Raw genomic sequence first — 12,172 nt, 5'->3', positions numbered from 1 at the left:
AGCTGGGAACGTGAGCGGCAAAAAGCGCTCGAATCAAACATCGCTGCGGTGAGTTCGCTGCCCGGTGGCTAACCGGTGCGGGCAGTGTCGTCGATGCAGCGCGCCGTGGGCGCCACAACCGCGCCCGGAGGGCGGCGGAGCCTCGCAAAAAGTCCGTCGGCCTGTGCCGGGCGCGATTCGAGGCGCAATTCTCGTCCGACTGCCACATTTAGGGAGTCGGCACGGTAGAATAGCGGCAACCTGTTGGATAAGCAATTGCGGGCGATTGGCGTCTAACTTGCCGCGAACGGTCGCTGAACGCGACGCTTTCGGCTGGTAACTAGCGGTGATTGGGGTGGATCGGCCGGTAAATCCGGCCATTCGCTTCCTTCGTCGCATTTCTGGCGCGCACGCCGCCGTGGCCGCAGCTGGTCTTTCCAGCGATTGCTTCTCCAACAGGTTGTGCAAGACACGGGGTCACGCTTCCAATGGGCGTCCCGTGTTCAAGCCCACTTGCACAGCCGTGAATTTCTTTCACACTTAGGGGCTTGTATGACTAACGCAGTTACCGTCGCAAAGGACAAGGCGTATGTAGTTCCGTTCGAGCAGTTGCGGATGACCGATGTGGAGATTGTCGGCGGCAAGAACGCGTCGCTTGGCGAGATGATCAGTCAGCTCGCTGAAGCCGGCGTGCGGGTGCCGACCGGCTTCGCCACCACGGCGCTGGCTTTCCGTGACTTCCTGCATCACAACAATCTGACTGACCGCATCGCCAAACGCCTCGAAACGCTCGACGTCGACGACGTGAAGGCGCTCGCCGAAGCGGGCAAGGAAATCCGTCAATGGATCGTCGACGCGCCGCTGCAGCCGCAGCTCGAGGCCGACATCCGCGCGGGTTTCGACACGCTCCAGAACAGCTCGCCTGAAGAGCTGTCGTTTGCCGTGCGCTCGTCGGCAACCGCGGAAGACCTGCCGGACGCGTCGTTCGCGGGTCAACAGGAAAGTTACCTGAACGTGGTCGGCATCGACGACGTGCTCGATCGCATGAAGCACGTGTTCGCGTCGCTGTATAACGATCGCGCTATCTCCTATCGCGTCCACAAGGGCTTCACTCACGCTGAAGTCGCGTTGTCGGCGGGCGTGCAGCGCATGGTGCGCTCGGACGTCGGCGCGGCAGGCGTGATGTTCACGCTGGACACCGAATCGGGCTTCAAGGACGCGGTTTTCATCACGTCGAGCTACGGCCTGGGCGAAACCGTCGTGCAAGGCGCGGTGAATCCGGACGAGTTCTACGTCTTCAAGACCACGCTCGCACAGGGCAAATACCCGATCATCCGCCGCTCGATCGGCTCGAAGCTGATCAAGATGGAATTCACCAAGGCCGGCGAGCAGGGTCGCGTGAAGACCGTCGACGTGCCGCACGAGCAGCGTAACCGCTTCTCGATCACCGACGAAGACGTGATCGAACTGGCGAAGTACGCGGTCATCATCGAAAAGCACTACCAGCGTCCGATGGACATCGAGTGGGGCAAGGACGGCCGTGACGGCAAGATATTCATTCTGCAGGCGCGTCCGGAAACGGTGAAGAGCCAGGCGTCGGGCAAGGCCGAGCAGCGATTCAAGCTGAAGGGCCAATCAAGCGTTCTGACCACGGGCCGCGCAATCGGTCAGAAGATCGGCGCGGGTCCGGTGCGCGTGATCCACGATCCGTCGGAAATGGACCGTGTGCAGCCGGGCGACGTGCTGGTCGCCGACATGACCGACCCGAACTGGGAGCCGGTGATGAAGCGCGCGTCGGCGATCGTCACGAACCGTGGCGGGCGCACCTGTCACGCGGCGATCATTGCGCGTGAGCTGGGCGTGCCGGCGGTGGTCGGGTGCGGCGACGCAACCGACCTGCTGAAGGACGGCGCGCTCGTGACCGTGTCGTGCGCGGAAGGCGACGAAGGCAGGATCTACGACGGCCTGCTCGAAACCGAGATCACCGAAGTGCAGCGCGGCGAACTGCCACCGATTTCGGTGAAGATCATGATGAACGTCGGCAACCCGCAACTGGCCTTCGACTTCTCGCAACTGCCGAATGCAGGCGTGGGTCTGGCGCGGCTCGAATTCATCATCAACAACAATATCGGCGTGCACCCGAAGGCGATTCTCGAGTACCCGAACATCGATCAGGACCTGAAGAAGGCAGTGGAAAGCGTCGCTCGCGGTCACGCATCGCCGCGCGCGTTCTACGTCGACAAGCTGACCGAAGGCATCGCGACGATCGCCGCGGCGTTCTATCCGAAGCCCGTGATCGTGCGTCTGTCGGACTTCAAGTCGAACGAATACAAGAAGCTGATCGGCGGTTCGCGTTACGAGCCGGACGAGGAAAACCCGATGCTGGGTTTCCGCGGCGCATCGCGCTACATCGCCGAAGACTTCGCCGAAGCGTTCCAGATGGAATGCATCGCGCTGAAGAAGGTGCGTGAAGAGATGGGCCTCGACAACGTCGAGATCATGGTGCCGTTCGTGCGCACGCTGAAGCAGGCGGAGCGCGTGGTCGGACTGCTGGAGAAGTTCGGCCTCAAGCGTGGCGAAAAGGGCCTGCGCCTGATCATGATGTGTGAAGTGCCGTCGAACGCGATTCTCGCCGAAGAGTTCCTGCAATTCTTCGACGGCTTCTCGATCGGTTCGAACGACCTGACGCAGCTCACGCTGGGCCTCGACCGCGACTCCGGCATGGAACTGCTGGCTGTCGATTTCGACGAACGCGATCCGGCGGTCAAGTTCTTGCTCAAGCGCGCGATCGAAACCTGCCTGCGCCTGAACAAGTACGTCGGTATCTGCGGGCAGGGCCCGTCGGATCATCCGGACTTCGCGCAATGGCTGACGGACGAAGGCATTGCGTCGATCTCGCTGAACCCGGATACGATCATCGACACGTGGCAGCAACTGGCGAAGTCGGCGAACAACAGGTAAAGCGTGCGGCATGCCGCTTTCCAGGCGGCATGCATGACGCGAGGTGCGGTGTCAAAGGCGTGTTGAAGCGCCCCGCATCGCGCGTTAAAACGTACTCGCTTCGTGCTATAAACACCCCGGTAGATCCGGGGTGTTTTGCTTTGTGGAGGTCGACGTGGCGCCAGGTGGATTGTTCTGGTGGATCGGGGCGGGCGTGCTGGTCGTGCTGGAGATGATCAGCGGCACCTTCTATCTGTTGATGATCGCGTTGGGCTGTGTCGCGGCCGCGCTTGCGCACGTGGCCGGCGCCGCTGCCGACGTGCAGTTCGCGGTGGCCGCGGTCGTGGCGCTGGCGGCGGTCCTGCTGCTCAGGCGTTCGCGCTTTGGGCGCCGCAAGCGCGAGCGGGCCTCGCGCAATCCGGACGTCAATCTGGACATCGGTCAGACGCTGACCGTGCCGGCGTGGCACGAGCGCCGGGCGCGCGTCAGTTACCGTGGCGCGGCATGGGACGTCGAACTGGCGGCGGGCGAGCCCGAAGACGCGCAGCTCTACGAAATCACGGAGCTGCGCGGCAGTTGTCTCGTCGTCGTGGCGAGCCGGCAGGCGAAAGCCAACGCGAGCGCGGCCTGAGCGCACGCGCTTGCGCTTTCGTTTGTGCTGGGCGTCAATACGCACAACTATTCGAACCAGGGACCGGAGGGCAAGTATGGATTCAACCATCGTCGGGGCAGTGCTGCTGATCGTCGTGATCGTGCTGGCGTCGCAGACCATCAAGATCGTGCCACAGCAGCATGCGTGGGTGCTGGAGCGCCTCGGCCGCTATCACAGTACGCTGACGCCGGGCTTGAGCTTCGCGTTTCCGTTCGTCGACCGGATCGCGTACAAGCACATCCTCAAGGAAATTCCGCTCGAAGTGCCGAGCCAGGTCTGCATCACGCGCGACAACACGCAGTTGCAGGTGGACGGCGTGCTGTACTTTCAGGTCACCGATCCGATGAAGGCGTCGTACGGGTCGAGCAACTTCGTGTTCGCGATCACGCAGTTGTCGCAAACCACGCTGCGCTCGGTGATCGGCAAGCTGGAACTCGACAAGACCTTCGAGGAGCGCGATTTCATCAATCACAGCATCGTTTCGTCGCTCGACGAAGCGGCGGCGAACTGGGGCGTGAAAGTGTTGCGCTACGAGATCAAGGACCTGACGCCGCCGAAGGAGATCCTGCACGCGATGCAGGCGCAGATCACCGCCGAGCGCGAGAAGCGCGCGCTGATCGCCGCGTCCGAAGGTCGCAAGCAGGAGCAGATCAATATCGCGTCGGGTGGCCGCGAAGCGGCGATCCAGAAGTCCGAAGGCGAGCGGCAGGCGGCGATCAATCAGGCGCAGGGGCAGGCGTCGGCGATTCTCGCGGTGGCCGAAGCCAACTCGCAGGCAATCCAGAAGATCGCGGCGGCCATCCAGTCGAACGGCGGCATGGAGGCGGTTAATCTGAAGGTGGCCGAACAATACGTGAACGCGTTCAGCAATCTGGCGAAGCAGGGCACCACGCTGATCGTGCCGGGCAACCTGGCGGATATGAGCTCGATGATCGCATCGGCGCTGACGATCGTGAGCAAGGGCAAGGGTGCGGCCGAGGTGCGGTAGGCGCTGCGGTAGGCACATTCGCCCGCTGCAAAAACCAGATGGCCGGCAGAGTGTGCGGGCCATTTTTCATGTGCGGCTGTAGCGCTGTGGTGATGGGGCAGGGCGCTGCAATTGCGCCCGTTGTCCGTCGCCAACGACGGCGGTGTCGTCGATCAGGTCGGCGAGCGCATCAAACGCGCTTTCTCACGCTCCCAATCACGCTTCTTCTCGGTCTCGCGTTTGTCGTGCAGCTTCTTGCCCTTGGCGAGTCCGATCTCGCATTTGACGCGGCCGCCCTTGTAGTGGAAGTTCAGGGGCACGAGCGTGTAACCGCGCTGCTCGACCTTGCCGATCAGTTTGCTGATCTCTTCGGCATGCAGAAGCAGCTTGCGCGTGCGCACCGGGTCCGGGTGGATATGGGTCGAAGCTTCGGGCAGCGGGCTGATGTGCGTGCCGATCAGGAACAGTTCGTTATCGCGGATCACCACGTAACCTTCCTTGATCTGGCCGCGCCCGGCGCGCAGCGCCTTGACCTCCCATCCTTCGAGCACGAGTCCTGCTTCGTAGCGTTCTTCGACCGAGTAGTCGTAGAAGGCTTTTCTGTTGTCGATGATGCTCATGAATGGAAAGTGCCCAACTCGTTTAAAATCACGATTTTAGCAAAGCGGGGCAAGGAAAGCCCGCGGCGCTTGTCCACCGTTGCCACGTGCTGTTCAATTTATGGCAGATGTCCAGAAAACCGTGTTGATCCGCCATTCGGCGGAACAGATGTTCGACCTCGTCACCGACGTCGCCGATTACCCCAACTTCCTGCCTTGGTGCGGGGGAGTCGAAATCCGTCACCGGGACGACACCAGCATGGAGGCGAAGATCGACATCAATTTCAAGGGCATCAAGCAGCATTTCGCCACGCGTAACAGCATGGAGCGTCCCACGCGCATCGACATGGAATTCGCGGACGGCCCGTTTCGCAAGTTCACCGGCTTCTGGCGGTTCACGCCGTTGCGCGCGGATGCCTGCAAGATCGAATTCGCACTGCACTACGAATTCACCAACATCATCCTCGAAAAGATCATTGGGCCGGTGTTCAATCACATTGCCAATACTTTCGTCGAATCTTTCGTGAAGCGCGCCGATCAGCGTTACGGTAAGGCATGAGCGCGCGCCTGTCGATCGAAGTCTGCTACGCGTCGCCTGAAGGGCAGACGCTGATTGCCGTGGAATTGCCCGAAGGCGCCACGCTGCAACAGGCGCTCGACGCGAGCGGTATTCTGCAGCGTTATCCGCGGATCGATCTGAGCACGCAGAAGGTGGGCGTGTTCGGCAAGCTCAAGCCGCTCGACGCGGTGCTGGCCGACCACGACCGCGTCGAGATTTACCGGCCGCTGCTGGTGGATCCGAAGCTGTCGCGTCAACGCCGCGTGGAGAAGACCCGCAAGGCGGGGTCGATAGAAGGGCGCCGGTGGCAGAATCGGGATTCGCGGTAGGCGGGCGGCCCGAAGCGAGTAACGTGGCTAGGAGCTAAAGAGGCGCCTCGCTTGCGAAAACCGTTGTGAACCGGGCCGCTGGCCGCGTTGATTCAGTGATGGTCGAGCGCGGCATGAAGGAGGTCTGCGAACGCCGCGCTGGCCGCGCTGGCCGCACTTCGCGTCATCCCGTCGATGTGCCGAAAGCCGTGCCTTGCCGGTCACGGAGCGCGACGACACCGCGACGTCGCGCGCCTTCCCGCACTCCATCTCAAGGCGCCGAAGCCTGCGCATTTTCCTTGATACGCCCGACTTCCGCCGAATCATCGTCCGCATGCTGGCGCACCGACCAGCATACTCCGGCCACCAACAGCAGGATCGCCGCCAGTTCCAGCGGACGCGGCAGGCGCTGGTCGTAGATGAACGCGTAGAGCAGAGCGAAGAGCGTCTCGAACACGATCATCTGGCCGGACAGCGTCAGCGGCAGCCGTTTCGATGCCGCATTCCACAGTCCGTTGCCGAGCCACGACGCACCGATCGCGAGACCGAGGTTCAGCATCCAGAACGTGTGCCAGCGCGTGTCGGCAAGCTCGCCTTGCGGGCCGCCTGACGGCAGCGCCGCGATCACGAGCCACAGCGCCGCGCCGAGCGCACCCGTCACCACGCCCCACAGCACGGACCACTCGTTGCCGCTGAAATGGGTCTGACGCTGCAGGTAGCGTGCATTTTCGACCGCGAACCACGTCCAGCAGACCAGCGCGCCGACCGCGCAGGCGACCCCGAGCAGCTTGGTGGCGACGCTCACCGGCGTACTGCCGGCCACGGTGAACACGTCGATGTTGATGCACACGATGCCCGCCATCACCACCGCGAGCGGCCACGCGAGGCGGGCGAGCGGCACCGCGCCATGATCGCGCCGGCCGAGCAGCGTCACCGTGACCGGCAGCACGCCGACGATCAGCGACGCCGGCGCAATGCCGATCAGATGGACGGCCGCCGTCAGCAGCAGGTAATAGATGAGATTGCCGGCCAGCGCCAGCTTGACGAGCGCGCCGAGATCCTCGCGGGTCAGGCGTTTGACGAGCGAGCGTGCCATCGGCAGCGCGGCGGCCAGCGACACGATGCCGTACATCGTGTAGCGGCCGGCGCTCAGCAGCAGCGGCGAAAAGTCGGGCAGCACGCGCGGCACCAGAAATACCATGCCCCATAAGGCCCCGGCCATCACTCCATATGCCACACCGCGCTGCATCGACTGCCCCTGCAAAAAAACTCGAATGGCCCGGAGAATAGCCGGTCGGCGGGCAGCGTGTCTTGTTCGATTCTGCATTCGGGCGGGTTTTGCGCGGTTTCGTCGGTGCTGCTCCGTGCTTTCCGTCGTGCCGCAGGCCCATGGCGACGGTCGCGTGACGCGGCCGCCGCTCCATGTGTCGGCCTGAAAGGCCTGAAAGGCGAACGGTCGGACGCTGCCACCGCCCGATTGCCCCTGATCGCGCAAACGAAACCCGATCGAACCCGACGCGAACAGCCAAGCGAAATCGGCCGGCCCGAAGCCGCGAAAAAATCGCCCGAAATTCGCTAAGCTGCTGTTCGCGCAGTGAAAACCGGGGAGGTATCGCGTATAATTCGCTTTTGCGCCTATAGGATTTGCCATGCGTCTGATCCAAACAGCACTCACGTTCGATGACGTGCTCCTCGTCCCGGCCTTCTCCGATGTTCTGCCGCGCGACACCAGCCTCAAGACCCGGCTGACCCGCAACATTTCCCTGAATATGCCGCTCGTGTCCGCCGCGATGGACACCGTCACCGAAGCACGCCTCGCGATCGCGATGGCGCAAATGGGTGGCGTGGGCATCATCCACAAGAACCTCACGCCGGCCGAGCAGGCCCGTGAAGTCGCCAAGGTCAAGCGTTTCGAGTCGGGCGTGGTGCGCGATCCGATCACGGTGCCACCACAGATGAAAGTGCGCGACGTGATCGCACTGTCGCAGCAGCATGGCATTTCGGGCTTTCCGGTCGTTGAGGGCGCGCAACTGATCGGCATCGTCACGAACCGCGACCTGCGCTTCGAAGAGCGTCTGGATGAGCCGGTGCGCGCGATCATGACGCCGCGCGAGCGCCTCGTCACCGTCAAGGAAGGCACGCCGCTCGCCGAAGCGAAGGCGCTGATGCACAGTCACCGCCTCGAGCGCGTGCTGGTCATCAACGACGCATTCGAACTGCGCGGCCTGATGACCGTCAAGGACATCACCAAGCAAACCGAACACCCGGACGCCTGTAAAGACGAACACGGCAAGCTGCGCGCGGGCGCCGCGGTCGGCGTCGGCGCGGACAACGAAGAACGCGTGGAACTGCTGGTGCAGGCGGGCGTCGACGTGATCGTCGTCGACACCGCGCACGGCCACAGCAAGGGCGTGCTCGAGCGCGTCAAGTGGGTCAAGCAGAACTTCCCGCACGTCGAAGTGATCGGCGGCAACATCGCCACCGCGGCGGCCGCGAAGGCGCTCGTCGAATACGGCGCGGACGGCGTGAAGGTCGGTATCGGCCCGGGCTCGATCTGCACGACGCGGATCGTCGCTGGCGTGGGCGTGCCGCAGGTCACCGCAATCTCCAACGTGTCCGAAGCGCTGAAGGGTACCGGCGTGCCGGTGATCGCCGACGGCGGCGTGCGCTTCTCGGGCGACGTCAGCAAGGCGCTGGCAGCGGGCGCGAACGCCGTGATGATGGGCAGCATGTTCGCCGGCACCGAAGAATCGCCGGGCGACGTGTTCCTGTATCAGGGACGTCAGTACAAGTCGTACCGCGGCATGGGTTCGGTCGGCGCGATGAAGGACGGCGCGGCGGACCGCTACTTCCAGGACAACTCCGCGAACATCGACAAGCTGGTGCCGGAAGGTATCGAAGGCCGCGTCGCCTACAAGGGCTCGGTCAACGCGATCCTGTTCCAGCTGATCGGTGGCGTGCGCGCCAGCATGGGTTACTGCGGCTGCCGCACGATCGCCGAGATGAACGACAAAGCCGAATTCGTGCAGATCACCGGCGCGGGCCTGCGCGAGTCGCATGTGCATGATGTGCAAATCACCAAGGAAGCGCCCAACTACCACGTGGACTAAACGCCAATGAAGCCACTGCTGCGCGTTGTACTCATCCTCGATGCCTTGTTGTTGCTTGCGTTCGGCCTGTTGTTCCTGCTGACGCCCTGGACTTCGTTGTACGACGCGCTGCAGTTGGTGCAGACCCAGCCGGCTCTGGTCGCGCAGGGGTTTGGCGTGGCGCTGATCGGGCTTGCGTGGCTGGCCTTGCACGCGTCGTTCGACGGGGCGCTGACGTCGAAGGTCGCCAAGGTCATCGGTCATGTGAACTGGCTGACCGGCGTGCTGATGCTGGTCTGGCTGCTCGGTCTGCATACTCCGGCGCTGACCGGTTTCGGGCAGATCGTCGCGGTGCTGACCGCTGTAGTGCTGGTGCTGATCGGTCTCGGCGGGGTGCGTTTGTCTGGCGCGGTGCGGCGGCGTGAGAAGGGGATCGTGGTCAAGTCCTCTGCCAGCCGGGCTGAAAAGCGGGCTGACCAGGAGGCCGCCAAGCGGCGTGAGCTGGAGCGTGAAGCCGCGCAGGAGCCGCGCGTTACAGCGGGCTTTCCGGCCTATCGCGCCGAGCCGGTGGTCGAACCTGTCGTGCCGGTTACCCGGCCTGTCAATCCTGCTGGTCCAGTGAACCCCGCATCGGCGGTGCCGGGTCGTCCGGTGCATCCGGCGGCTGACGAAGCCGGCCTGACGGAGTCCGAACGCGCTGCCCGGGCAGCGTCCGCAGCTGCCCGCGACGAGGCCCGCAACGCCGCCGCCGACGCGCCAGGCGCGCCCCGGCCTCCGGCTCATGGCTGAGGCGCTCGCGCCAGGCCGTCCGCCGAAGCTACCGGATTTCGTTTGCGCCGTCGTTCGCGCTTTCGTTCGCCCGCACCGCAGGCAGGTGGCTGCGGCCTGGGACGCGCCAGTACGCTTCATCGTTTCATGCTCGATCGTTCCCACGTGGACCGCTTTGCATTCAACGCCGCGCTCTGTGCGCGGCATTCCGTATACGCTCACTTTTGACTCCGTCCGCTGCCATGCATGACAAGATCCTGATCCTCGACTTCGGTTCGCAAGTCACCCAACTGATTGCACGTCGCGTTCGCGAAGCCAACGTGTATTCGGAAATTCACCCGTACGACGTCGATGCGTCGTTCATTCGCGACTTCGCACCGAAGGGCGTGATCCTCTCCGGCGGTCCGAGTTCGGTCACCGAAACGGATACGCCGCGCGTGCCGCAAGCAGTGTTCGAACTCGGCGTGCCGGTGCTGGGCATCTGCTACGGCATGCAGGCCATGGCCGAACAACTGGGCGGCAAGGTCGACATCGGCCATCTGCGCGAATTCGGTTATGCCGAAGTGCGCGCGCGCAACCATACGAGTCTGCTCGAAGGCATCAGCGATTTCACCACGCCCGAAGGCCACGGCATGCTGAAAGTGTGGATGAGCCACGGCGACAAGGTGCTGGAAATGCCGCCGGGTTTCGCGCTGATGGCCTCGACGGAATCGTGCCCGATCGCGGCGATGGCCGACGAAAAGCGTCACTTCTACGGTCTGCAATGGCACCCGGAAGTCACCCACACGGTGCAGGGCCGCGCGATGCTCGAGCGCTTCGTGCTGAAGATTTGCGGCGCGCAGCCCGACTGGGAAATGGGCAACTATATCGACGAAGCCGTCGCGAAGATTCGCGAGCAGGTGGGTAACGAACACGTGATTCTGGGGCTGTCGGGCGGCGTGGATTCGTCTGTGGCGGCGGCGCTGCTGCATCGCGCGATCGGCGATCAGCTGACCTGCGTGTTCGTCGATCACGGCCTGCTGCGCCTGAACGAAGCCGAGCAGGTGATGGCAACCTTCGCCGACCACCTCGGCGTGAAGGTGATTCACGTCGACGCGAGCGACGTGTTCCTGAGCAAGCTGGCCGGCGTGACCGATCCTGAAGCGAAGCGCAAGATCATCGGCGCGGAATTCGTCGAAGTGTTCCAGACGGAAGCCGGTAAGCTGACCGACGCGAAGTGGTTGGCGCAAGGCACGATCTATCCGGACGTGATCGAATCGGCCGGCAACGGTAAGAAGGCCGCGCAGACCATCAAGAGTCACCATAACGTGGGTGGCCTGCCCGAGACGCTGAATCTGAAGCTGCTTGAACCGCTGCGCGAGCTGTTCAAGGACGAGGTGCGCGAACTCGGCGTGAAGCTCGGTTTGCCGCCCGCGATGGTGTATCGCCACCCGTTCCCCGGCCCGGGCCTGGGCGTGCGGATTCTCGGCGAAGTGAAGCGCGATTTCGCGGACCTGCTACGCCGCGCGGACGCGATTTTCATCGAGACGTTGCGCACTTTCGTCGACAAGGAAACCGGCAAGTCGTGGTACGACCTGACGAGCCAGGCGTTCGCGGTGTTCCTGCCGGTGAAGAGCGTTGGGGTGATGGGCGACGGCCGGACCTACGAATACGTCGTCGCGCTGCGGGCGGTGCAGACGCTGGACTTCATGACCGCGCATTGGGCGCATCTGCCGCACGATCTGCTGGGGCATGTGTCGAACCGGATCATCAACGAAGTGCGCGGGATCAACCGGGTCGTGTACGACATTTCGGGCAAGCCGCCGGCGACGATCGAGTGGGAATGAATCGACGTTAGTCGCGTGCTTTCGGCAACTATCGGAAAACCCAGTAAACGCCGCGCTTTGCGCGGCGTTTTCTTGTTCTTAGATTCGCCGTCTATCGGCTGCAGACGCCAATTTTTGACGGTATTTCGAATAGCGCAAAGGCGCCTGAGGCGGGATCAGGGAAACCGCATGTTGATGCCGGCGAACCGGCATCGCACCTGGCCTTTTTAAAGCGGACGAACTAGGGATCGAGGCGGGGAAGTATCCGATGACTTGCGGCGGCACGACCGTCTTCTCTCACGACAAGACCTGCTTTAGCCGCCCCACAACTGCCCGCTATCCGTGGGAGAAAAAGATCCCGAAGAACAGTGCCCGCGATCCTTTCGATAGAGCCCGGGTGGCCGGCCACGACTATCATGACGCGCTGTACCACTGCGCGAAGCGGGACATGCTGCTACCGACGGACGAGGAACCCAGGGCGTTGTTCGTCTACGCGAGGGCCGGTG

Annotated in this window: 10 protein-coding genes; 8 read left to right on the top strand and 2 right to left on the bottom strand. The window is 63.3% G+C overall.

Annotated features, from left to right (window positions below; translation table 11 throughout):
- Positions 1–531 precede the first annotated feature (531 nt).
- The 3 genes from ppsA to P0D89_RS00195 all read left to right on the top strand — a co-directional run bounded on the left by ppsA (position 532) and on the right by P0D89_RS00195 (position 4,559).
- The gene (ppsA, locus tag P0D89_RS00205) at positions 532–2,940 is read left to right on the top strand and encodes a phosphoenolpyruvate synthase (protein WP_408356843.1); all 2,409 of its coding nucleotides are present in this window, start codon (positions 532–534) and stop codon (positions 2,938–2,940) included.
- Between the two features lie 154 nt (positions 2,941–3,094).
- A complete protein-coding gene (locus P0D89_RS00200; RefSeq protein WP_408356841.1) occupies positions 3,095–3,550 on the top strand; it encodes an NfeD family protein in 456 nt (151 codons plus the stop codon).
- 76 nt (positions 3,551–3,626) lie between these two features.
- Positions 3,627–4,559, top strand: coding sequence for an SPFH domain-containing protein (locus tag P0D89_RS00195; RefSeq protein WP_408356839.1), 933 nt, complete (start codon positions 3,627–3,629; stop codon positions 4,557–4,559).
- 152 nt (positions 4,560–4,711) lie between these two features.
- Here the strand turns inward: P0D89_RS00195 and smpB are convergent, their stop codons facing one another.
- A complete protein-coding gene (gene smpB / locus P0D89_RS00190) occupies positions 4,712–5,158 on the bottom strand; it encodes an SsrA-binding protein SmpB (RefSeq protein ID WP_408356837.1) in 447 nt (148 codons plus the stop codon).
- 100 nt (positions 5,159–5,258) lie between these two features.
- On the opposite strand from smpB, the gene P0D89_RS00185 reads away from it, so the two are divergent.
- Together P0D89_RS00185 and P0D89_RS00180 are read left to right on the top strand one after the other, a co-directional pair.
- Positions 5,259–5,696 carry a type II toxin-antitoxin system RatA family toxin gene (locus tag P0D89_RS00185; protein WP_128592344.1) on the top strand — a complete coding sequence of 146 codons (438 nt, stop codon included), beginning with the start codon at positions 5,259–5,261 and terminating at the stop codon, positions 5,694–5,696.
- Positions 5,693–6,025: an RnfH family protein gene (locus P0D89_RS00180; RefSeq protein WP_408356835.1), complete on the top strand. Its 333-nt coding sequence runs from the start codon at positions 5,693–5,695 to the stop codon at positions 6,023–6,025. Before P0D89_RS00185 ends, P0D89_RS00180 begins: the two co-directional genes overlap by 4 nt.
- A gap of 250 nt (positions 6,026–6,275) precedes the next feature.
- Here the strand turns inward: P0D89_RS00180 and P0D89_RS00175 are convergent, their stop codons facing one another.
- Positions 6,276–7,253, bottom strand: coding sequence for a DMT family transporter (locus P0D89_RS00175; protein ID WP_408356833.1), 978 nt, complete (start codon positions 7,251–7,253; stop codon positions 6,276–6,278).
- 400 nt (positions 7,254–7,653) lie between these two features.
- Here P0D89_RS00175 and guaB point away from each other — a divergent pair, with 400 nt between their 5' ends.
- The 3 genes from guaB (at position 7,654) to guaA (ending at position 11,687) form a co-directional block, all read left to right on the top strand.
- A complete protein-coding gene (gene guaB / locus P0D89_RS00170) occupies positions 7,654–9,114 on the top strand; it encodes an IMP dehydrogenase (protein ID WP_408356831.1) in 1,461 nt (486 codons plus the stop codon).
- A gap of 6 nt (positions 9,115–9,120) precedes the next feature.
- Positions 9,121–9,882: a hypothetical protein gene (locus tag P0D89_RS00165; protein WP_408356829.1), complete on the top strand. Its 762-nt coding sequence runs from the start codon at positions 9,121–9,123 to the stop codon at positions 9,880–9,882.
- A 221-nt stretch (positions 9,883–10,103) separates the two neighbouring features.
- Positions 10,104–11,687, top strand: coding sequence for a glutamine-hydrolyzing GMP synthase (gene guaA / locus P0D89_RS00160; protein ID WP_408356827.1), 1,584 nt, complete (start codon positions 10,104–10,106; stop codon positions 11,685–11,687).
- Positions 11,688–12,172 lie beyond the last annotated feature (485 nt).

This window comes from Paraburkholderia sp. RL18-085-BIA-A (genome assembly GCF_046027075.1).
GTDB lineage: Bacteria > Pseudomonadota > Gammaproteobacteria > Burkholderiales > Burkholderiaceae > Paraburkholderia.
This window is presented reverse-complemented; position numbering and strand designations above follow the sequence as displayed.

Bases quoted from the DNA above. Each gene is read 5' to 3' on its own strand.
- ppsA (WP_408356843.1), top strand. From the start codon at position 532: ATGACTAACGCAGTTACCGTCGCAAAGGACAAGGCGTATGTAGTTCCG.
- P0D89_RS00195 (WP_408356839.1), top strand. From the start codon at position 3,627: ATGGATTCAACCATCGTCGGGGCAGTGCTGCTGATCGTCGTGATCGTG.
- smpB (WP_408356837.1), bottom strand. From the start codon at position 5,158: ATGAGCATCATCGACAACAGAAAAGCCTTCTACGACTACTCGGTCGAA.
- P0D89_RS00185 (WP_128592344.1), top strand. From the start codon at position 5,259: ATGGCAGATGTCCAGAAAACCGTGTTGATCCGCCATTCGGCGGAACAG.
- P0D89_RS00180 (WP_408356835.1), top strand. From the start codon at position 5,693: ATGAGCGCGCGCCTGTCGATCGAAGTCTGCTACGCGTCGCCTGAAGGG.
- P0D89_RS00175 (WP_408356833.1), bottom strand. From the start codon at position 7,253: ATGCAGCGCGGTGTGGCATATGGAGTGATGGCCGGGGCCTTATGGGGC.
- guaB (WP_408356831.1), top strand. From the start codon at position 7,654: ATGCGTCTGATCCAAACAGCACTCACGTTCGATGACGTGCTCCTCGTC.
- P0D89_RS00165 (WP_408356829.1), top strand. From the start codon at position 9,121: ATGAAGCCACTGCTGCGCGTTGTACTCATCCTCGATGCCTTGTTGTTG.
- guaA (WP_408356827.1), top strand. From the start codon at position 10,104: ATGCATGACAAGATCCTGATCCTCGACTTCGGTTCGCAAGTCACCCAA.